Source organism: Agromyces cerinus (assembly GCF_016907835.1).
GTDB classification, from domain to species: domain Bacteria; phylum Actinomycetota; class Actinomycetes; order Actinomycetales; family Microbacteriaceae; genus Agromyces; species Agromyces nitratus.
Genome location: NZ_JAFBCT010000001.1, coordinates 931,895 through 952,023, shown reverse-complemented (window position 1 = coordinate 952,023; position 20,129 = coordinate 931,895). Strand labels below are relative to the sequence as shown.

At 70.6% G+C, this 20,129-nt stretch carries 19 protein-coding genes; 3 read left to right on the top strand and 16 right to left on the bottom strand.

Going from position 1 to position 20,129, the window contains the following annotated elements; translation table 11 throughout:
- Positions 1-18 precede the first annotated feature (18 nt).
- The 4 genes from JOE59_RS04315 to JOE59_RS04300 form a co-directional block, all read right to left on the bottom strand.
- Positions 19-486: a GNAT family acetyltransferase gene (locus JOE59_RS04315; RefSeq protein WP_307836944.1), complete on the bottom strand. Its 468-nt coding sequence runs from the start codon at positions 484-486 to the stop codon at positions 19-21.
- A complete protein-coding gene (locus JOE59_RS04310) occupies positions 483-1,598 on the bottom strand; it encodes a branched-chain amino acid aminotransferase (RefSeq protein WP_204459091.1) in 1,116 nt (371 codons plus the stop codon). Before JOE59_RS04310 ends, JOE59_RS04315 begins: the two co-directional genes overlap by 4 nt.
- Positions 1,599-1,623: 25 nt before the next feature.
- Positions 1,624-2,685, bottom strand: coding sequence for a 3-isopropylmalate dehydrogenase (locus JOE59_RS04305; protein WP_204459090.1), 1,062 nt, complete (start codon positions 2,683-2,685; stop codon positions 1,624-1,626).
- Between the two features lie 70 nt (positions 2,686-2,755).
- Positions 2,756-4,339, bottom strand: coding sequence for an MFS transporter (locus JOE59_RS04300; protein WP_204459089.1), 1,584 nt, complete (start codon positions 4,337-4,339; stop codon positions 2,756-2,758).
- 104 nt (positions 4,340-4,443) lie between these two features.
- On the opposite strand from JOE59_RS04300, the gene JOE59_RS04295 reads away from it, so the two are divergent.
- Positions 4,444-5,007 (top strand): TetR/AcrR family transcriptional regulator, encoded by a 564-nt coding sequence (locus JOE59_RS04295; RefSeq protein WP_204459088.1) that lies wholly within the window; start codon positions 4,444-4,446, stop codon positions 5,005-5,007.
- Positions 5,008-5,070: 63 nt separating this feature from the next.
- Here JOE59_RS04295 and serA read toward each other — a convergent pair whose 3' ends face one another.
- The 11 genes from serA to JOE59_RS04240 all read right to left on the bottom strand — a co-directional run bounded on the left by serA (position 5,071) and on the right by JOE59_RS04240 (position 16,402).
- The gene (serA, locus tag JOE59_RS04290) at positions 5,071-6,660 is read right to left on the bottom strand and encodes a phosphoglycerate dehydrogenase (protein WP_204459087.1); all 1,590 of its coding nucleotides are present in this window, start codon (positions 6,658-6,660) and stop codon (positions 5,071-5,073) included.
- A gap of 134 nt (positions 6,661-6,794) precedes the next feature.
- Positions 6,795-7,184 carry a hypothetical protein gene (locus JOE59_RS04285; RefSeq protein ID WP_204459086.1) on the bottom strand — a complete coding sequence of 130 codons (390 nt, stop codon included), beginning with the start codon at positions 7,182-7,184 and terminating at the stop codon, positions 6,795-6,797.
- 1 nt (position 7,185) lies between these two features.
- Positions 7,186-7,659 carry a hypothetical protein gene (locus JOE59_RS04280; protein ID WP_204459085.1) on the bottom strand — a complete coding sequence of 158 codons (474 nt, stop codon included), beginning with the start codon at positions 7,657-7,659 and terminating at the stop codon, positions 7,186-7,188.
- A gap of 51 nt (positions 7,660-7,710) precedes the next feature.
- Positions 7,711-8,451 (bottom strand): copper homeostasis protein CutC, encoded by a 741-nt coding sequence (locus tag JOE59_RS04275; RefSeq protein WP_204459084.1) that lies wholly within the window; start codon positions 8,449-8,451, stop codon positions 7,711-7,713.
- A gap of 41 nt (positions 8,452-8,492) precedes the next feature.
- Positions 8,493-9,254 (bottom strand): copper homeostasis protein CutC, encoded by a 762-nt coding sequence (locus JOE59_RS04270; RefSeq protein ID WP_307836943.1) that lies wholly within the window; start codon positions 9,252-9,254, stop codon positions 8,493-8,495.
- The gene (locus JOE59_RS04265; protein WP_204459083.1) at positions 9,251-10,597 is read right to left on the bottom strand and encodes an alpha-L-fucosidase; all 1,347 of its coding nucleotides are present in this window, start codon (positions 10,595-10,597) and stop codon (positions 9,251-9,253) included. Before JOE59_RS04265 ends, JOE59_RS04270 begins: the two co-directional genes overlap by 4 nt.
- 39 nt (positions 10,598-10,636) lie before the next feature.
- Positions 10,637-12,214, bottom strand: coding sequence for a M81 family metallopeptidase (locus tag JOE59_RS04260; RefSeq protein WP_445206742.1), 1,578 nt, complete (start codon positions 12,212-12,214; stop codon positions 10,637-10,639).
- 37 nt (positions 12,215-12,251) lie between these two features.
- Positions 12,252-13,241, bottom strand: coding sequence for an ROK family protein (locus JOE59_RS04255; protein ID WP_204459082.1), 990 nt, complete (start codon positions 13,239-13,241; stop codon positions 12,252-12,254).
- A 53-nt stretch (positions 13,242-13,294) separates the two neighbouring features.
- On the bottom strand, positions 13,295-14,224 hold the full coding sequence (locus JOE59_RS04250; protein ID WP_204459081.1) for a carbohydrate ABC transporter permease: 930 nt from the start codon (positions 14,222-14,224) through the stop codon (positions 13,295-13,297).
- A complete protein-coding gene (locus JOE59_RS04245; RefSeq protein WP_074258666.1) occupies positions 14,214-15,125 on the bottom strand; it encodes a carbohydrate ABC transporter permease in 912 nt (303 codons plus the stop codon). Before JOE59_RS04245 ends, JOE59_RS04250 begins: the two co-directional genes overlap by 11 nt.
- 26 nt (positions 15,126-15,151) lie before the next feature.
- On the bottom strand, positions 15,152-16,402 hold the full coding sequence (locus JOE59_RS04240; protein WP_239560094.1) for an ABC transporter substrate-binding protein: 1,251 nt from the start codon (positions 16,400-16,402) through the stop codon (positions 15,152-15,154).
- 223 nt (positions 16,403-16,625) lie between these two features.
- On the opposite strand from JOE59_RS04240, the gene JOE59_RS04235 reads away from it, so the two are divergent.
- The gene (locus tag JOE59_RS04235) at positions 16,626-17,813 is read left to right on the top strand and encodes an ROK family transcriptional regulator (protein WP_204459080.1); all 1,188 of its coding nucleotides are present in this window, start codon (positions 16,626-16,628) and stop codon (positions 17,811-17,813) included.
- 7 nt (positions 17,814-17,820) lie between these two features.
- Here JOE59_RS04235 and JOE59_RS04230 read toward each other — a convergent pair whose 3' ends face one another.
- Positions 17,821-19,080, bottom strand: a complete 1,260-nt coding sequence (locus JOE59_RS04230; RefSeq protein WP_204459079.1) for an alpha-L-fucosidase — start codon at positions 19,078-19,080, stop codon at positions 17,821-17,823.
- A 187-nt stretch (positions 19,081-19,267) separates the two neighbouring features.
- Between JOE59_RS04230 and JOE59_RS04225 the strand changes: the two genes are divergently transcribed.
- On the top strand, positions 19,268-20,113 hold the full coding sequence (locus JOE59_RS04225) for a hypothetical protein (protein WP_204459078.1): 846 nt from the start codon (positions 19,268-19,270) through the stop codon (positions 20,111-20,113).
- Positions 20,114-20,129 lie beyond the last annotated feature (16 nt).

The following is a 20,129-nucleotide window of genomic DNA, read 5'->3' as shown; positions in this document are numbered from 1 at the left end:
ACCCGCGGCGGTTCGCGCTCAGCCGGCAGCGGCATCGGGGATGAGTCGCTTGCCGAGGCTCGTGACGTCGTCGACCTGGTAGCCGAGGCTGCGGTAGAACGCGATGACGCCCGCGTTCGTCGACCGCACCTGCAGGTTCAGCTTCGGGCAGCCGCGCTCGGTGAGGAGCCGTTCGGCCTCCGCCATGAGCAGGGAGCCGAGTCGCTCGCCACGCCGGTCGGTGTCGACGGCGAGGTAGTTGACCCACCCGCGATGGCCGTCGAAGCCGACCATGGCCGTCGCCACCACTACGCCGTCCGACTCCCCCACGAGGAAGAGCTCTGGCTGCACGGCGAGCTTGCGCTCGATATCGCGATACGGGTCGTTCCACGGCACGACGAGTCCGGCCGAGCGCCACAGGGCGACGACCTGCTCGGTGTCGGCGATGTCGAACGGGCGGATGCGCACAGCGCCGCCGCCGGAGTCGCCGTCAGCGGCACCGGTCACGCGTCGAGACGCGTGAGCCATCCGTGGCGGTCCTCGACACGGCCGTACTGGATGTCGGTGAGCTCCTGGCGGAGCGACAGCGCGAGCTCGGATGCCCCGGCACCCGTGTGCACGATCTCGAAGTCGGTGCCGAGCAGGCGCCCGATGGGCACCACGACCGCGGCGGTTCCGCAGGCGAAGGCGCCGACGATCTCGCCGGACTCGGCGCCGCTGCGCCATTCGCCCAGCGAGATGGCGCGGCGCTCGACCGCGTGTCCGCGGTCGGTCGCGAGCTGCAGGATGGAGTCGCGCGTGATGCCCTCGAGGATCGACGGCGACTCGGGCGTGACGAGCGTGCCGTCGCGCTTCACGAGCACGATGTTCATGCCGCCGAGCTCTTCGAGGTTGCCGGCGTCGTCGAGGAACGCGACCTGCTGGCATCCCTTCTCATACGCCTCGGCCTGCGGCAGCAGGCTCGACGCGTAGTTGCCGCCGGTCTTGGCCGCACCGGTGCCGCCCTTGCCGGCGCGTGCGTAGTCGGTGGAGAGCCAGATGCTCACGGGCTCGACGCCGCCCGGGAAGTAGGCACCCGCCGGGCTCGCGATCACGTAGTAGGCGACCTTCTTCGCGGGGCGCACGCCGAGGAACGCCTCTTTCGCGAACATGAACGGCCGAAGGTAGAGGCTCGTCTCGGGCGCGCTCGGCACCCAGTCGGCGTCGACTGCGATGATCTGCTTGAGCGACTCGATGAAGATCTCGCTCGGCAGCTCGGGCAGCGCCATGCGACGGGCCGAGCGCTGCATGCGGGCGGCGTTCTCGAACGGCCGGAAGGTGTGGATCGAGCCGTCGGCGTGACGGTAGGCCTTCATGCCCTCGAAGATCTCCTGCGCGTAGTGCAGCACCGCGGCGGCGGGATCGAGTGAGATCGGACCGTAGGGCGAGACGCGCGGGCGGTGCCAACCGCCCTTCTCCGACCAGCAGATGTCGACCATGTGATCGGTGAAGTGGTTGCCGAATCCGGGGTCGGCGAGCACCGCCTCGCGTTCGGCAGGCGTCTTCGCCTCGCCGTTGCGGATGACCTGCCAGATGAGACCGGCTGCCGACGGGGCCTGGAGCGGGAGATTGATCGTCATGATGTTCGTCCTTCGATGCGCTGGATCAGTCGAGTGCGCCGATGCGTGCGGCGATGGCGTCGCCGACCTCGGAGGTCGTGCGGCGGGTGTCGCCGCGTTCGGCGATATCGGCGACGACGGCCCGCTGCACCCGTTGTGCGGCCTCCGCCCGGCCGAGGTGGTCGAGCAGGAGCGCCACGGAGAGGATCGCGGCGGTCGGGTCGGCGATACCCGTGCCCGCGATGTCGGGCGCCGAGCCGTGCACCGGCTCGAACATGCTCGGGAACCGGCCGTCGGGGTTGATGTTGCCCGAGGCCGCGAGGCCGATGCCGCCGCTGATGGCGCCGGCGAGGTCGGTGAGGATGTCGCCGAACAGGTTGTCGGTGACGATGACGTCGAAGCGCGCGGGGTCGGTGACCAGGAAGATCGTCGCCGCGTCGACGTGCAGGTAATCGACCGCGACCTCGGGGAACTCGGCCGCCACGGCGTCGACCGTGCGCTTCCACAGCGAGCCGGCGAAGACGAGCACGTTGGTCTTGTGCACGAGCGTGAGCTTCTTGCGAGGGCGAGCGGATGCCGCGGCGAACGCGTAGCGCACGACGCGCTCGACGCCGTAGGCGGTGTTGACCGAGACCTCGTTGGCGACCTCGGCCGGAGTGCCGACGCGGATCGCGCCGCCGTTGCCGACATAGGGGCCCTCGGTGCCCTCGCGCACGACGACGAAGTCGACGTCGCCGGGCGCCGCGAGCGGGCTCGCGACCCCGGGGTAGAGCACCGACGGCCGCAGGTTCACGTAGTGGTCGAGTTCGAAGCGGAGCTTCAGGAGGAGCCCTCGCTCGATGTTCGCGCCCGCGAGACGCGGGTCCCCGGGCACGCCGCCGACCGCGCCGAGCAGGATCGCGTCGTGGCCCTTGATCGCGGCGAGGTCGTCGTCGGTCAGCACGTCACCGGTCGCGAGGTAGCGGGCGGCGCCCAGGGAGAACTCGGTCTGCTCGAACGCGACGTCGGAGCCCTCGGTCGCCGCGGCGAGCGCCTTCAGCGCCTGCTCGACGACTTCAGGGCCGATCCCGTCACCGGGAATGACCGCGAGCTTGACCGTGTCCACCATGAATTCTCCTTCGTGCGCGAGCCCTTCCAGCGTACTGGCCGCACGCGCACGTGACACCCGCGGCGTGCACTCAGTCGCGTGCGCCCGCGCCCTTCGGGTTGCGGAGGGCCAGCACGGCGATGACCGCGGCGGCGACCATGAGCGCGACGCCGATGAGCGAGGTGATGACGACGCCCTCGTCGAAGGCGAGCGCAGCGGATGCCACGAGCTGTTCGCCGATCGCGGCGGGCAGCTGCTCGGAGACGGTGACGGCGCCGGCGAGGGTCTCGCTCGCCGTCGCCGCCTGGGCGGCGGTGAGTTCGGTGGGCAGCACGATCGCGGCGCTGTAGTGGGCGGCGAGGATGGAGCCCAGCACCGCGGTGCCGAGCACGGCGCCGAGCTCGTACGCCGTCTCGGAGACCGCCGAGGCGGCGCCCGCCTTCTCGGGCGGTGCGCTCGAGAGGATGAGCTCGTTGGAGACGGTCTCGGCGGCGCCGATGCCGACGCCGAGCATCACGAACGCGATGACGACGGGGGCGATCGACTCGGCCGTCGCGAACCACGCGATGACCGCGTAGCCGCCGGCCGAGAGCAGCAGCGCGATCGGCACGAGCACGCGCGGCCGCACCCGCCGGGCGATCGGCACGACGGCGAGGCCGGCGATGATCATCGCGACGAGGCCCGGCAGCAGGGCGAGCCCGGCGGCGACTGGCGACAGCCCGGCGATCAGCTGGAGGTGCTGCGACACGAAGTAGAGGAAGCCGACGAGCGCGATGACGCTGAAGAGGTTCACGAGCACCGCGCCGCCGAACGAGCCCTGGCGGAACAGTCGCACGTCGAGCATCGGCGAACGGCTCTTCAGTTGACGGCGCACGAACCAGATGCCGCAGAACAGTCCGAAGACGATCGCCTGGATGCCGAAACCCGAGATGCCGTCGGTGGCGAGCGACTTGATGCCGAACACGACGGGCACCATCGCGGCGAGCGAGAGCAGGGTGCTCGGGATGTCGATGCGGCCGGGCGCGGGGTCTCGGCTCTCGGGGATGAGGAGCGGCACGAGGATCAGGAGCGGCACGAGCACCGGCACCGCGAGCAGGAACACCGAGCCCCAGTGGAAGTGCTCGATCAGCACGCCGCCGACGAGCGGCCCGAGGGCGCTGCCCGCGGCGAAGCCCGAGGCCCAGATCGCGATCGCGAGTCGGCGCTGCTCGCGCTCGACGAAGACGGTGCGCAGCAGCGACAGGGTCGAGGGCATGAGCATGGCGCCGAAGAAGCCGAGTGCGGCGCGCGAGGCGATGAGCGCCTCTGCGGTCGGCGCGAACGCGGCGACGACCGAGAGCACGGCGAAGCCGACCGAGCCGATGAGCAGCATGCGGCGGCGCCCGAAGCGGTCGCCCGCACTGCCCATCGCGACGAGCAGGCCGGCGAGCACGAGCGGATACGCGTCGATGATCCAGAGCTGCTGCGCGGCGGTCGGCGCGAGATCGCGCGAGATCGCGGGCAGTGCGAAGCTCAGCACGGTGTTGTCGACCGAGACGAGCAGCACCGGCAGCATGAGCACGGCGAGCGCGACCCAGGCGCGGCGGGGCGCGCGGGCGGTCGGCGTATCGGGTGCCGCCGAAGCGGTGGTCGTGGTGTCGTTCGCGTGCAGTTCGGTCTGGCTGGTGTCGGTCATCTCAGGCTCGTTCGTCTCAGGCGGTTACTGTACCGTCCAGTTGGTATAGTAACAGACATGCCCGAAGCGTCGTCAACCCTCCCCCGATCGGCCACACTGGGATCATGAGTCGCCCGCCCGCCGCCCGAGAAGCCGTGCTCGACGCCTTCGAGCGCATCATCATCGCCGACGGCGAGCGCACCGCGACGCTCGACGCCACAGCCCGTGCCGCAGGCGTCTCCAAGGGCGGCCTGCTCTACCACTTCGGTTCGCGGCACGCGCTCATCGCGGGCCTCATCGAGCGCCTGCACCGTCTCGTGGACGACGACGTCGCCCGCATCCACTCGGCGCCCGACGGGCCGATCTCGTACTTCGTGCGCTCGTCGGTCGACCTCGAGTCCCCGCTCGACCACAGCTTCGTCGCCGCCGTGCGACTCGCCCAGGGCGGTGACCGCCAGGCGGCGGCCGCGATCGACGCCGTGCGCACCCGCTGGCTCGAGGAGATCGGCCGCCACGTCGACGACCCGGCGCTCGCCCTCGCGATCACGCTCATCGGCGACGGGCTCTACTACCACTCCGCCCTGCGCGCCGAGGTCGACGCGTCGGCGCTCGACACCGACGACATCGGCCCCGTGCAGATGGACGAGCTCGTCACCATGCTCGAGCGCATCGCGCAGACCGGTCAGTAGACGACGGATGCCCCGGCGCGCGCTGCAGGCAGCACGCGCCGGGGCATCCGGTCGTTCGGATCGCTACTCGGTGATGTCGACCTCGACGAAGAGGCTCGCGTCGATGGCCTCGCGCACGCGCTCGAGCACGTCGGCGGGCACCGGCGAGTCGACGGTCAGCACGCTGAGCGCCTGCCCACCCGCCTCGTGGCGAGCGATCTGCATGCCGGCGATGTTGATGCCGGCCTCGCCGAACTCGCGGCCGTAGACCGCGACGATGCCGGGGCGGTCGGCGTACTCCATGACGATGTGGGTCGTCGCGATCGGCACCTCGAGCTCGAAGCCGTTGACGGCGACGAGCTTCTCGATCTGCTTCGGGCCGGTCAGCGTGCCGGAGACCGAGACCTGGCGACCGTCGGCGAGCGCGCCCGTGAGCGTGATCACGTTGCGGTACTCGGGCGACTCGGCCGCCGTGATGAGGCGCACGTCGACGCCGCGCTGCTCGGCGAGGAGCGGCGCGTTCACGTAGGAGACCGTCTCGCTGACGACGTTGGTGAAGACGCCCTTCAGTGCGGCGAGCTTCAGCGCGCTCACGTCGTACTCGACGAGCTCGCCGCGCACCTCGACGTCGAGGCTCGTCAGCGGGCCGTTGGCGATGCCGGCGAAGAGCTGGCCGAGCTTCTCGACGAGCGGGATGCCGGGGCGCACGTACGGGTCGATCACGCCGCCCGCGACGTTGACCGCGTCGGGCACGAGCTCGCCGGCGAGGGCGAGGCGCACCGACTTCGCGACGGAGACGCCCGCCTTCTCCTGAGCCTCGTCGGTCGAGGCGCCGAGGTGCGGGGTCACGACGATGTTCGGCAGGCCGAGGAGCGGCGAGTCGCGCGGCGGCTCGGAGACGAACACGTCGACGGCCGCACCGGCGATCGTGCGGGCCACGAGCGCGTCGTGCAGTGCGTCCTCATCGATGAGCCCGCCGCGGGCGACGTTCACGATGAACGCCGTCGGCTTCATGCGGGCGAACTGCTCGGTGCCGATCATGCCCGTGGTCTCGGGCGTCTTCGGCATGTGGATCGTGATGAAGTCGCTCTGCTCGAGCAGCTCGTCGAGGCTCACGGTCTGCACGCCGAGCTGCTGCGCGCGCGCCGCCGTGATGTAGGGGTCGTAGGCGATCACGTTGGTGCCGAACGCCTGCAGGCGGGCGGCGATGAGTGCGCCGATGCGACCGAGGCCGATGATGCCGATCGTCTTCTCGTAGAGCTCGACGCCGGTGTACGCCGAGCGCTTCCACTCCCCCTGTGCGAGCGCGGAGTGCGCCGCAGGGATGTGACGGGCGAGGCTCAGGATGTGGCCGACGGTCAGCTCGGCGGCCGAGATGATGTTCGAGGTCGGCGCGTTCACGACCATCACGCCGGCGGCGGTGGCGGCCTTGATGTCGACGTTGTCGAGACCGACGCCGGCTCGGGCGACGACCTTCAGCTTCGGCGCGGCGGCGATCGCCTCCGCGTCGACCTTGGTCGCGGAACGCACGAGGATGGCGTCGGCGTCGGCCAGCGCCGCGAGCAGCGCGGGCCGATCGGTGCCGTCGACGGACCTGACGTCGAAGTCGGGACCGAGGGCCTCGACGGTGGCGGGCGAGAGTTCTTCGGCGATCAGCACGACCGGCTTTGACACGAACGATTCCTTCGGGGTGATGCGCGCGCACGACACTGCGACTTGCGGTGGGATGCGCCACACGCCTTCGGGGCGCCTTCCCGTTCACTCTACTGGAGCGCGCATTCCGCACCCGTTGTGTGACGCCGCGTGCATCAGGAGAGGTCGAGGCCGCCGAGCCCGAAGAGCGACGAGACATCGGCGGCGAGCACCTGCACGAGCGCGTAGCCCGCGAGGAAGAGCACGACCTGCGCCAGCGGTGCCCGCCGTCGGCCGAGCCAGAGCGCCGTGCCGAACACGAGGAGCGGCACCGCGATGCCGGCCACGAGCAGCGCCCACCCGCCACCGGTGACGCTGACGCCGAGCTCGTTCGCGGTGATGTTCAGTCCGACGAGGTTGCCCACGGCCTCCCAGACGTCGTACGCGTAGAAGACGCCGAAGACGACGGCGATCGTGATCGCGAGCCAGAGGGGCGTCGCCGGGCGGGCGGGGGCCGAGTCGACGTCGGCGGCGGTCGGGCCGGTGGGAACGGATGCCTCGGTCATCTCAACCTCGCAGCAGGAACGGGACGGGAACGAGCAGCACGGCGCCGACGATCAGCCAGATGAGGCGTGCGCGCCGGTTGCCCGACGCGAGCCAGAGCACCGCGCCGAACCACAGCGGCGCCGCGAGCACGGCGAACCAGGCGCCGAGGCCGTACATGAACTGCGCGACGGGGTCGGCGAAGAGCGGCGTCGCGCCGAGCGCCGTGATCAGCCACCCGACCGCGTAGAGCAGGTAGACGCCGCCGAGCACGCCGAGTACGACGAGTTCGGCCGAGCCGGTCTGCGCCGGGGCATCCGTCGTGTCTGGTTCGTCGGCGGCAGGCGCGGAATCGCCGTCGGCCTGCGGAGCGTCGGAGACCGGGCCGTCGGTCGCGGCGGCAGGCGCGGGCGCCCCGACGGTCTTCCATCCGGGCGCGAGCGTCTGGTCGTCGTCGCCCTCCCAGCGGAGCGCGTCGTCGTCGGGATCGCGGGTCATGAGCACCACACTAGCGAGCGCCGAACGACGCCAGGGGGTTGCAGCGCCCGGTCACCGCCGAACGAGGCCGGCGGCCGCGACCGCCGCCGCGACGAGGCCGGCATCCGTCATGTCGAATCCGTCGACGCCGCCGCCGGGGCCGCTCGCACCACCGCGCGTCGCGGTGCCCCGCGCCGAGAGGTGCACGGCGTCGACTCCCGCGGCCGCGAGTGCGGCGATGTCGTCGATGCGCACACCGCCGCCCGCCATGATCTCGAGCGGGCCCGAATCGGCCGCCATGCGCGCGAGCGTCGCGAGCCCGGCACGGCAGTCGGAGCCCCCGCCCGAGGTGAGCACCCGGCGCACACCGAGCGCGCGCAGGGCGGCGACGGACGCGAGCGGGTCGGCACTCGCATCGACCGCGCGGTGCACCGTGACGTCGAGCCCCGCGGCAGCGTCGACGAACCGGCGCACCGCCTCGAGGTCGAGCTCGCCCGCATCTGTGAGCACCCCCACGACGACGCCGTCGGCCCCGGCAGCTGCGGTTGCGCGGATGTCGCGGACGATCGTGTCGAGCTCGTCGGCGTCGTAGACGAATCCGCCGCCGCGCGGGCGCACGAGCACGTGCACGAAGCCCGAGGCGCCTGCCTCGCGCGCCGCGCCCGCCGCGGCCTCGATGAGACCGGCCGACGGCGTCAGCCCGCCGAGGCCGAGCGCCTGGCAGAGCTCGATGCGCGCGGCGCCCGCGGCGAGGGCGACGCGCACCCCCGCGGCATCCTGGACGGCGATCTCGACCGGCAGCGTTCGTGGCATTCCCGACACGCTACCGGTTCGCGAGGCACCGGGCCTGCTCCCTAGGCCGAGCGCCACTCCGATCGCGCGGCGACCGCCGCGCGCACGAGCTGGGGGTCGGTGCGGTCCACCGTCTCGGCGCCGCCGCCCGGTCCGCTCGGCGCGGGATCGGTCACCGAGCGGCGCGCCGACAGGTGCACGGCGGCGAGCCCGAGGTCGAGCAGTTCCGGGATGTCGGCCGCGGCGACGCCGCCCCCGGCCATGACCTCGAGGCGGCGCCCAGCCGCCTCCTGCATCGCGGCGAGTTCGGCGACGCCATCGATGCTGCGACGCGCAGCGCCCGAGGTCAGCACGCGTGAGATGCCGAGCCGTGCCAGCGCGTCGATCAGCCGGCTCGGCCGCGCGACCGTGTCGATCGCGCGGTGGAAGGTCGTGTGAAGGCCGTCGGCGGCGTCGACCAACCGGGCGACGACGGGTTCGTCGACGGTGCCGTCGGGGCGCATCGCCCCGATCACGACGCCGGCGATCCCGGTCGAGCGCAGGGCGCGGATGTCGCGGACCATCGCCGACACCTCTCGGGCGTCGTAGACGAAGCCGCCGGCGCGCGAGCGAACGAGCACGTGCACGGCATGGTCGGCACCGAGGCCGCGAGCCGCCTCGACCGACTCGAGCACGGTGCCGATCGACGGCGTGAGGCCGCCGGTGACGAGGGCGCTGCACAGTTCGACGCGATCGGCGCCGGCCGCGATCGCGACCGCAGTGCCGCCGGCATCCTGCACGGCGATCTCGATCGCGGGCACGGTCACGAGCGGCTCCGCGGTCACGGCGTCACGCGGGCGACGGCGATCGCCTCGCCCCGCAGCGCATCGGGGATCGACACGGATGCCCCGGCGCTCGACGACTCGACGGCGGCATCGCCGGCGCCCAGCCAGGTGACGCTGCCGGCGCCTGCGAGCTCGGACGGCAGGCGGATCTCGCCGGCGGCCGGATCGATCGCATGCACGAAGACGTCGCCGCCGCTCGTCGTGTACGAGACGGGCGCGCCGATGCGGTCTCCGGCGCGGAGCCACGGGCGCGTGCCGTAGACGGCGTCGCCGTTGACCCCGAGCCAGCGGCCCATCGCGCTCATGCTCGCCGCCTGGAGCTCGGGGATCGAGCCGTCGGCACGCGGACCCACGTTGATCAGCAGGTTGCCGTTCTTCGAGACCACGTCGACGAGCAGGCGCACGAGCGCGGCGCCCGAGAGCGAGTGCTCCGGCCCCTCGGCCTCGTTGTAGCCGAACGAGAAGCCGAGACCGCGGGTGGACTCCCACGGCGACTCGATGATGTCCTCCACGTGCGTGTACTCGCGGGTCAGGAAGCCGTGGTGCGGCACGCCCCACCGATCGTTGACGACACCCGACGGCACGCGTTCGAGGTAGCGCTCGAGCAGCGCGGCGACCGCGAACTCGTCGCGACCCTTGCCGCCGTCGGGCCAGTCGATGTCGTTCCAGAGGATGTCGGGGCTGAACCGCTCGACGAGTTCCTCGAGCTGCGCGGCCGAGTAGCGGGCGAAGCGCTCGTCGTTGCGGCGGTAGCGGAAGAGGTCGGTGTCGGACTCGATCGGCGGGAAGTCGCTGACGTGCCAGTCGAGCGCACCCGAGAAGTAGACGCCGAACTTCGCGCCGGCGGCGCGCGTGGCGTCGTGGAACTCGCGGATGAGGTCGCGTCGCGGCCCGCGACGGGCTGCGTTGAAGCCGGTGGTCGCGGTGTCCCACAGGCAGAAGCCCTCGTGGTGCTTCGTCGTGGGGATCACGTAGCGGGCGCCCGCCGAGACGAGCGAGCCGACGAACGCGTCGGCGTCGAAGGCCGACGCGTCCCAGCGGTCGGCGAGGTCCTCGTAGCTCGTGCCGGTGCCGTACACGTCCTGGTGGCGCTGCCACGTCGGGCTGCCCGCGATGCGCACGGTGTTGCCGTACCACTCGGCGTACTGGTGGTGCGCGTATGCGTCTTCAGTGGGCACGCCGCGGCCGTCGTGCGGGGTTCCCCACGCCGGCACCGAGTAGAGGCCCCAGTGCACGAAGAAGCCCAGCTTCGCGTCGCGGTACCACTCGGGCACGCCTGCGGCCGGATAGACGGGGGCGTCGGCACCGAAGTCGGGTCCGATGCGGGTCTCGAAGTTCAGCATGTCGTTCCTGTTCGGGGTGTCAGCCGGTGTTGCGGGGTGTCAGCGAGTCGTTCGACGGGTCACGAGGGCCTCGAGCACGGGCTCGGGGGCATCCCACTCGAAGGGGAAGACCCCGGGTGCGAGGTGACGGTGTCCGAGGCGCAGCAGGTCCTGGTCGACGCCGCCGGGGGTCAGCGCGAGCTTCCATCCCTGCGCGAGGTCGTAGAGCTCGGGCTCGAGGTAGCCGATCTTCACGACGACGATGTCGGCCGCGTGCGGGTCGAGCCCGAGCATCGTGAAGTCCGCGAGGTGGTGGAAGGGCTTGCGGCGCTCGGTGATGATCGCGTGCACCCCGCCGGTCTTGATGACGACCTGCGCTCCGGCGTCGGGGTCGCCCTCGGTGATCGAGAACACCGTTCCCGCGATCGGCACCGGGCCCGAGGGCCCGCCGTCGACGCGGCCACCGACGAGCACGGCGACCTCGCCGCCGACGCCGGAGTTCCTCGCGACCTCCACGGCGGCCGGGTCGAAGATCGACGCGTGGATGACGGTGAGGTCGTCGTCGGCGAACTCCGGCCGGTCGAGCAGCTGCCCGAGGGTCCATGAGACGTCGCCGGCACCGCCGGCGGTCGGGTTGTCGCCCGAGTCGGAGATCAGGTACGGCCGCTCGTCGGTCGCGGCGAGCGCCGCGTCGATCGACTCGGCCAGCGGCAGTGCGTCGGCGACGAACTCGAAGTCGTCGCGGGCCTCCCAGTAGGCGCGGGCGAGCCGCTCGGCCTCGGCGGCGATGACCTGCTGGTCGTCGCCGGTCACGACGACGGCGGCCTGGCAGCGGGGCTCGTCGGCCCAGGCGTACCCGACCCACACGGCGGCGTCGACGACGCCCGCGGCGTGCTCGACCACCGGGACCTCGGCGTAGATGCCGCGCGCGGGCTTGAGCCGGGTGCTCGTCTTCTCTCCGGGCAGCAGCACGGGCACCTGCAGCCAGGCCTTGTACGGTCGGCGCGCGAGCACGTCGGCGCCGACGGAGGAGCGCAGGCGGGTGAGCAGGTTGAACACCGCCCGTTCCTTGGTGTTCCACACGTCCTCATGGGGAGCCATGCGGTAGCACGTGATGAGGTCGACCGCGTCGAGCAGCTCGCGCGAGACGTTGCCGTGCAGGTCCATCGAGGTCGAGACGAGGGTGGCATCGCCGAGTTCGGCACGCACCGCTCGCGCGAGATCGGCCTCGGCGTCGACCATGCCGACGACGCTCATCGCGCCGTGGATGTCGAAGAAGAAGCCGTCGAACGGACCTTGGGCGCGGATGCCGGCGATGATCGCACGCTTCATCCGCTCGTACGTCTCCGGCGCGACCGCGCCGCCCGGCAGCGACCGGCCGTGCGTCAGCGGCACCCATTCGGCCGCCGCCCGCAGCTCCGATCCCCCGGAGAGGAACGGGTAGTACGCCATGAGCGCGGCGCCCTCGCGGACGGTGAACGCCTCGTCGCCGCTCAGGTGCGGCGAGAAGGTGCTCGACTCGATCGAGATGCCGGCGATGCCGATGCGGGGCCGAGCGAGGCCGCCGGGCTCCAGGTCGCCGAGCGGCCCCATCCAGATCTCGGATGCCTCCGGTGCGGTGGTCACTGCGTCGTTCACGTGCTGCTCCTCGGTGGTGTTCTGCATCGGTCTCGGCTCACGCCGGAATGCCCACGGGCGATGCCGGTGCTGCGGCATCCGCTTCGGTGTCGACGACGCCCGCCGCCGGATCGTCGGCGAGCGGCCAGGCGAGCGCCGCGGCCCCGAGCGCGACGGCGCGACCGCCGAGCAGCGCCGGGTGCACCGTCAGGGCGATGCCCGAGACCGGTTCGTTCTGCGCGAGGGTTCTGGAGAGCGAGGGCTCCAGCACGTCCCATGCCTCTCGCACTCCCCCGCCGACCACGACCTCGACGACGTCGAGGAGGTTCGCAGCGGTGGCGATCGCGAGGCCGAGCGCATGGCCCGCCGCATCGAAGACCGCCGTGGCATCGGCGTCGCCGACCCGCGCGAGCTCGGCGATCTCGAACCCCGAGGCGCCGTCGGTGCCGACACGCTCGGCGTATCGGGCCTCGATCGAGCGGCCGGAGGCGAGCGTCTCGAGGTGGCCGACCTGCCCGCAGGTGCACACCAGGTCGCTGTAACCGGGCGTGTGGCCGATCTCGCCGGCCGCGCCGTGCGGGCCGCTCAGGATGCGGCCGTCCATCGCGATCGCGCCACCCACACCCGTTCCGAGCGTGATGCCGATGGCGTGCGCCGATCCGGCGACGGAGCCCCAGCGGAGCTCGCCCATCAGGAACGCGTTCACGTCGTTCTCGGCCGAGACCGGCACGCCGAGCGCGCGCGACAGCTCGGGCCCGATGGCGTAGCCGACCCAGTCGGTGAACGACTCGGATGCCGCGCGCACCGTGCCGCTGGCCTGGTCGATGACGCCCGCGGCGCCGACGCCGGCCGCGACGACGACGAGCCCGGCGCTCTGCTCGAGCGAGCGCACGAGTCCGGCGGCGGCCGCCGTCATGGCGGGGCCGCCCTCGCGAGCCGGCGCCGGAACGACGCCTGCCGCGAGGACGTTGCCCGAACGGTCGCAGAGCACCGCCGAGATCTTGGTGCCGCCGATGTCGAGACCGGCGACCACGTGGAGCGAAGACATGGTGGTTCCTGATTCAGTGCGGAGTTCAGCGGAGCGGGACGAGCCGTCCGCCACTATCGGCCACCCAGGCCGGCCATCGCGATGCCCTTCACGAGGTGCTTCTGCAGCACGATCACGAGCACCGTGGTCGGCACCATCGAGATGATCGCCGCTGCCATCTGGAGATCCCAGCGCGTGCCCTGGAGTCCCGAGAACGACGCGAGGCCGACGGGCAGGGTGCCGTGGGCGGCGTAGTCGACCGTGACGATGAGCGGCCAGAGGTAGCTGTTCCAGAAGGAGAGGAACGTGAAGACCGAGAGCACGGCGACGGCCGACTTCGCGAGCGGCAGGATGATCTGCAGGAACGAGCGGATGGGGCCCGCCCCGTCGACGCGCGCCGCCTCCTCGAGTTCGAACGGGATGCCGCGGAAGAACTGGCGCATGAGGAAGGTGCCGAACGCGGTGAACGCGAAGGGCAGGATGAGCGACTGGTAGGTGTCGACCCAACCGAACCACTGCATCACCTGGAACATCGGGATGACGAGCACCTCCTGCGGCACCATGAGCGTGGCGAGGAAGATCACGAAGACGGCGTCGCGGCCCTTCCAGCGGAGGCGCCCGAACGCGTACCCGGCCGTCGTCGACACGGCGAGCACGACGAGCGTGCCGGTGATCGAGACGAAGAACGAGTTGCCGATGTAGGTGAGGAACGGGCCGTACGCGAAGACGTCGGCGAAGTTCGACCAGCGCACCTCCGACCCGATGAGGGTCGGAGGCATCGAGAACATCTCGGCGTTGGGCTTCAGCGCCGAGAAGAAGGCGTAGACGATCGGCGAGACGAAGATCGCAGCGGCGACGTACACGGCGATGTGGGCGAAGACGAGCCGCACGCGGCCGCGCTTCGTGAGCGGTTCGCGACCGCCCGCTCGGTCGTCGGGCCCTGCGGGGGCATCGGTCTCGGCATCGAACACCGCGGTCGCGGCCGGGAGCGTGTCAATGCTCATAGTGCACCCACTTCTTCTGCGCGCGGAACTGCAGCGCGGTCAGGATGATGATGATGGCGAAGAGGATCCAGGCGGCCGCTGCGGCGAGGCCGAGCTCCTGGAACTTGAAGCCCTGGTTGTAGATGAACTGCACGAGCGGCTGGGTCGCGTTGCCCGGACCGCCGCCGGTGAGCAGCTGCGGCTGCACGAAGACCTGCAGCGCGGTGATCATGGTCATGATGCTCGCGAAGAACAGCGACGGCGAGATCATCGGGAGCGTCACGCTCCAGAGCATCCGGAAGCCGCGGGCGCCGTCGATGCGCGCCGCCTCGACGACGGACTCGGGCAGCTGCTCGAGCGCCGCCGAGAAGATCAGCATGTTGTAGCCGAGGCCCTGCCAGACCGACATCATGACGACCATGATCATGGCCCACTGCGGATCGGCGAGGAAGTTCGGCAACTCGACCCCGAACCAGGTCTGGGAGAGGCCGTTGAAGAGACCCTGCGGCTGCAGCATCATCTTCCACACGAGCACGTTCGCGACCATGGGGGTCACGACGGGGATGAAGAAGAGCACGCGCAGCATGCCGCGGCCGCGGATGCGGGCACTCAGCGAGATCGCGAGGAGCAGCGACAGCCCGACGCTGATCGGCACGTAGAGCAGGGCGAAGACGAAGGTGTTGCGCAGCGCCGGCCAGAAGTCGGGGCTCTGGGTGAAGAGCTTGACGTAGTTGTCGAGCCCGACGAACGTCTTCTCGCCGAAGGTGGGCCAATTGAAGAAGCCCATGACGATGGACAGGACGACGGGGACGACCGTGAACAGGGCGAGCCCCGCCAGGGCCGGGCTGACGAAGCCCAGCGCCTGACGGGATTCAGCTCTGGCGAGCGTCCCTCGACGAGGTATCTGCTTGGTGTTCGACATCTCGAGAGGGTCCTTGCCGGTGGTGCTTATTCGCCGAACTGCTGCTGAGCGGACTCGAGCACGTTCGACATGGATTCCTGGCCGTTGTAGACGCTCACCAGCTGCGGCTGGATGTACGTGCCGACCTTCGACCAGTTGTCGCTGACCTTCTGGCCCTCGACCTGCTCGAACGCCTTGGTGAAGACGGCCTCGACCTGGTCGCGGTGCTGCTCGTCGATCGACTCGAAGTACAGCGGCTGCGACGACACGCGCGCCGGGTAGCTGCGACCCGAGGAGGCGATGTAGTCCTGCGCGTCGGCGCTGAGGAGCGAGCCGAGCACCTTGAGGGCGTCCTCCTTGTTCTCGCAGTCCTTCGCGATGCCGAAGCCGGAGCCGAGGATGAGGCCGAGCGAGCCGTTGTCGCCGGTCGGCAGTGTGGTCATGCCCGCGTTGAACCCGGAGTCGTTGTCCAGGTAGGTGACCGCGTTCCAGGTGCCGTCGACGGCCATGGCCGCGTTCCCGCCCGAGTACTGGGCCTCGCCCCAGCCGGCGTCCGATGCCGACGCGACGGGCGCGGCGACCTTCTCGTCGGTGACGAGACCCGAGTACCAGGTGGCCGCGTCGACGAAGTCGGGGTTGGTGAGGTCGAGCGTGCCGTCGGTCTCGACGGGCTGCGTGCCCGACTTGGCGATCGGCAGTGCCTGCCACTGGAAGTCGCCCATGCCGACGGCGAAGCCGTACTTGCCGTCGGTGGTGGCGGCCTTCGCGGTCGCCTCGAACTCGTCGAAGGTCCAGCCGGGCTGCGGAGCGGCGGCGCCTGCGGCGTCGAGCATGTCCTGGTTGTAGTAGACGAGCATCGTCGCGATGTCGAAGGGCAGGCCGTACATGGTGCCCTTGTTCGAGAGGATCTCCTCGCTGCCCGGCGCGAAGTCGGCCGGGTCGAGCCCCGCGGTCTTCAGGTCGGCGTCGGTGAGCTCGGCGAACCCGGCCGTGTAGCTCGAGAGCATGCCCGAGTTCATCCCGGTGACGCAGGCCATGTTGCCCGAGGCCATGTTCGTCGTGAGCTTCGTGAAGAAGTCACCCCACGGCGCCGTGCGGAGTTCGATCTTCAGGTCGGGGTTCTGCTCCTGCGCGATCGCGAGCTGCGCGTTCAGCGCATCGGTGTCGGACTGGCTGCCCGCCCACATGTCGATGACGATGGTGTCGGAGGACGCCTCGGCGCCTCCGGTGCTGCAACCCGTCATCACGAGTGCGGCGGCGGTCGCGACCGCCATCGCGCCGACGTGGATCTTCTTCATTGAATGTCGCCTCCTCAGGCATAGAGACACATGAGTGATCAGTTCTTTCGAGTCTCGAATGAACTTCTTCAACTTGGTGCGTAAAGTCATCATGCCAGACGAGTGAACTCTTCGCCAGCTTTCATCGGATGTCTGCCACAGATCATTGATTTTCCGCGGGTCATGCTCGCCAAACCCCGCAGCGAGCACTAGTCTCAACTTAATTCGACCTCGAAAGAAGCCTATGTCACCGTCGACGCCGCAGACGCCCCCGTCTCCGCAGCAGCACGCCCGCCAGATCGTCGAACTCGTCGCACGCGGTGAAGCGAGTTCGCGCAGCGATCTCTCGCGGATCCTCGGGCTCGCCCCGTCGACCATCTCGCTCCGCGTCGCGGAGCTCACCGAGCTCGGCGTGCTCCACGAAGAGGGCGTCGGCGTCTCGAGCGGCGGCCGCCGGCCCCGCATCCTGCGACTCCGCGGCGATCGGGGCAGCATCCTCGTCGCCGACCTCGGCGGCGGCCATGCGCGCATCGGCCGCGTCGACCTGAGCGGCGCCCTGCTCGCCACCGCCACGATCCCCGTCGACGTGAGCGAGGGCCCCGAGGCGACTCTCGGTGCGATCGCGGCCGCGATGCGCGGACTCGCGACCGAGGTCGACCCCGAGTTCCGCGGCATCCGGGGCGTCGGCGTGGCCCTGCCCGGCCCAGTCGACGTCGGCACGGGTGTGGTCGACCAGCCGTCTCGCATGCCGGGTTGGCCAGGATTCCGCGTGCGCGACTGGCTCAGCAGCGAGTTCGGCGTACCCGCCGCCGTCGACAACGACGCCAACCTCATGGCGCTCGGCGAGCACCGCGCGCAGTTCGGCGCGACCCGTCACAGCGTGACCGTCAAGGCGGGCACCGCCATCGGCAGCGGCATCATCGTCGACGGCGTGCTGCACCGCGGCGCGACGTGGGCCGCCGGCGACGTCACGCACACCCGCATCGACGCCGCCGACGACCGTCCGTGCTCCTGCGGCAACACCGGATGCCTCGAGACCATCGCGAGCGGGGCGAGCCTCGTGCGGCAGATGAACGAACGCGGTGTCCCGGTGCGCACGGCCGCCGAGGTGCTCGCCCTCGCCCGGGATGCCGACCCGGTTGCCACGACGCTCGTGCGCACGGCCGGCACCTACCTCGGCCAGGTGCTCTCGACCGTCGTGAACTTCTTCAACCCCGACGCGCTCTTCCTCACCGGAAGCATGTCGTCCAGCGAGCCCTTCATCGCCGCGGTGCGGAGCCGCATCTACGAGGGCTGCCACCCGCTCGTGACGCAACGCCTGCGCATCGAAGCCGCCTCGACCGGGCCGAACGCGGGTCTGCTCGGCGCCGCACGGCTCGTGCTCGACGAGCTGACCTTCACCGCCGACGAAGCGGCGCCTGCGGCGCGCTGACCCCGGCTCAGGCCAGCGTCAGCTCGATCACGGGCACCGCGACATCCGGCTGCCTGATCGGCAACGACACCGTGAGCGTGCCCGCCTCCTCCCCCGCCGGGCGCATGACGTTCGCGACCTGGTCGGGGTCGGTCGCGCTCGTGCGGAGCCACGAGCCGTCGTGCAGGAAGCGCGCGTACGAGACCCTGCCGGCGAGGCCCGGCAGGTGCACGAAGCCGAGCGGCCAGCTGAACAGGTGCAGGTAGAGCCGATCGCCGCGGAGCGTGTAGACGCCCTCTCGCGGGGGCGTGTACGGGGCGTGCCCGGCCCCGACGATCGCGTCGCGGTGCAGCTCCATCCAGTCGCCGATCTCGCCGAGCAGGCTCCGGTCGACGGGAGGAATCGCGCCGCGCCCGTCGGGGCCGACGTTCAGCAGCATGTTGCCGTCCATCGAGACCGAGTCCGCGAGCATGCGGATGAGCAGCGGCGCGCTCTTGAAGTCGACGTTGTCGCGATGGTAGCCCCAAGAGCCGTTCGTGGTCTGGCACGCCTCCCACACGACGGGCTCGCCGCCCTGCACGAGCGGCTTCGTCGGCTGGTACTGCTCGGGTGTCACGAAGTCGCCCGGCACGCCGAGCCGGTCGTTCACGAGCATGTCGGGCTGGAGTTCACGGCACAGTGCGAGCAGGCCCGCCGCGTCCCAGTCCTCGGGCCCCTTGCCCGCCCAGCCCTCCTTCGTCTCGGGGTAGGTGAAGTCGAAGAAGAGGTAGTCGATCGTGCCGTAGCGGGTGAGGAGTTCGCGCACCTGCCCGTGCAGGTACTCGCGATAGCGCTCCATCGAGCGGCCGTCGTTCAGCGCGTGCGCCTCGGGGTCGTCGCGTCGCGGGTGGTTCCAGTCGACGGTGAAGTCGGGGTGGTGCCAGTCGATCAGCGAGTAGTACAGCCCGACCTTCAGCCCGGCGGCGCGCGTCGCCTCGACGTGCTCGGCCACGAGGTCCCGGCCGCAGAACGCGGGCGCGGTGAAGTCGGTCAGCTCGGAATACCACAGGCAGAAGCCGTCGTGGTGCTTCGTCGTCAGCACGGTGTAGCCCATGCCGGTCGCGACGGCCGTCGCGGCGATCGCCGCGGCGTCGAACCGGTCGGGTTCGAAGTGCTCCACGTAGGGTAGGTACTCCGCGTCGGTCAGTCGCTCGTAGGTCTGCACCCATTCGTGACGGGCGGCGCCGCTGTAGGCGCCGAAGTGCACGAAGAGCCCGAATCGGGCGGTGTCGAACCAGTCCTGTCGCATGTCGTCCTTCTCGTCGCGGCGGTCGCATCCATCCTGACACACAGACATCGGATGTCTCGCCGCAACTTCCTCCGGGCACCGCCCTCCGGCCGATTGACGCCATGGTGACGATTCCGCGTCGATCCCCCACCCCTCGCCCGGGTTCCAATATGCTCATCGCGGCACCCAACCTCCCGGAAGGACGAACGTGGCAGAGCAGGGCAAGAAGAAGGTCGTACGAGTCGAATCCACTGCGCCGGCCGGCGACGGCGGCGGCACCGCCGTCGCCGATGCATCCGCCGCTCCGACGTGGACGCCGACCCCCGAGGCGAAGAAGCAGGCCGTGACGTTCCGCCTGATCGCCGGCGGCCTCTGGCTGCTCGCCATCGCCGGCGAGGTGTTCACGATCTTCTGGGTGCTGCGTCAGGTGCCCGTGAACATGGTGCTGCTGATCATCCTGATCGTCGTGATCGGTGCGCTCGCGATCGGCGGCTCGCTGCTCTGGAAGAAAGCGAACCGCCTCGACCCCGCGTCGAAGGAGGACAAGGTCCGCTTCTTCGTGCAGAACCAGCTCGGCGCGATCATCGCAGTCATCGCGTTCCTGCCGCTGATCATCCTGATCTTCACGAACAAGGACATGGACGGCAAGCAGAAGGCGCTCGCCGGCATCATCGCCATCGTCATCGGCGGCGGCGCACTCGCCCTCGGCATCGACTACGCTCCGCCGTCGGTCGAGCAGTACACCGCTGAGTCGAACGTCATCGTGCAGCTCACGGGCGAGGACGTCGTGTACTGGACGAAGTCGGGCTCGGTCTTCCACGTCTGCTCCGAAGTGCCCGACGTGAACAAGGAGTCGAAGGACGGTCAGATCTACGAGGGCACCGTCGCCGCCGCCCACGCCGCCGGCAAGGACCGCCTCGTGAGCTACTGGCAGCGCGAGGCCGTCAACTACTGCGGCTACACGCAGGAGCAGGTCGACGCGGTGGAAGCCGGCTCCGCACCTGCGAGTGAGGAGTCCGTCGAGGCTCCCGAGGAGACCCCCGCCGCGGAGTAGCCTCGACCACCGAGCA

Bases quoted from the DNA above. Each gene is read 5' to 3' on its own strand.
- JOE59_RS04310 (WP_204459091.1), bottom strand. From the start codon at position 1,598: ATGACGATCAATCTCCCGCTCCAGGCCCCGTCGGCAGCCGGTCTCATC.
- JOE59_RS04305 (WP_204459090.1), bottom strand. From the start codon at position 2,685: ATGGTGGACACGGTCAAGCTCGCGGTCATTCCCGGTGACGGGATCGGC.
- JOE59_RS04300 (WP_204459089.1), bottom strand. From the start codon at position 4,339: ATGACCGACACCAGCCAGACCGAACTGCACGCGAACGACACCACGACC.
- JOE59_RS04295 (WP_204459088.1), top strand. From the start codon at position 4,444: ATGAGTCGCCCGCCCGCCGCCCGAGAAGCCGTGCTCGACGCCTTCGAG.
- JOE59_RS04285 (WP_204459086.1), bottom strand. From the start codon at position 7,184: ATGACCGAGGCATCCGTTCCCACCGGCCCGACCGCCGCCGACGTCGAC.
- JOE59_RS04280 (WP_204459085.1), bottom strand. From the start codon at position 7,659: ATGACCCGCGATCCCGACGACGACGCGCTCCGCTGGGAGGGCGACGAC.
- JOE59_RS04275 (WP_204459084.1), bottom strand. From the start codon at position 8,451: ATGCCACGAACGCTGCCGGTCGAGATCGCCGTCCAGGATGCCGCGGGG.
- JOE59_RS04265 (WP_204459083.1), bottom strand. From the start codon at position 10,597: ATGCTGAACTTCGAGACCCGCATCGGACCCGACTTCGGTGCCGACGCC.
- JOE59_RS04255 (WP_204459082.1), bottom strand. From the start codon at position 13,241: ATGTCTTCGCTCCACGTGGTCGCCGGTCTCGACATCGGCGGCACCAAG.
- JOE59_RS04250 (WP_204459081.1), bottom strand. From the start codon at position 14,224: ATGAGCATTGACACGCTCCCGGCCGCGACCGCGGTGTTCGATGCCGAG.
- JOE59_RS04245 (WP_074258666.1), bottom strand. From the start codon at position 15,125: ATGTCGAACACCAAGCAGATACCTCGTCGAGGGACGCTCGCCAGAGCT.
- JOE59_RS04240 (WP_239560094.1), bottom strand. From the start codon at position 16,402: ATGAAGAAGATCCACGTCGGCGCGATGGCGGTCGCGACCGCCGCCGCA.
- JOE59_RS04235 (WP_204459080.1), top strand. From the start codon at position 16,626: ATGTCACCGTCGACGCCGCAGACGCCCCCGTCTCCGCAGCAGCACGCC.
- JOE59_RS04230 (WP_204459079.1), bottom strand. From the start codon at position 19,080: ATGCGACAGGACTGGTTCGACACCGCCCGATTCGGGCTCTTCGTGCAC.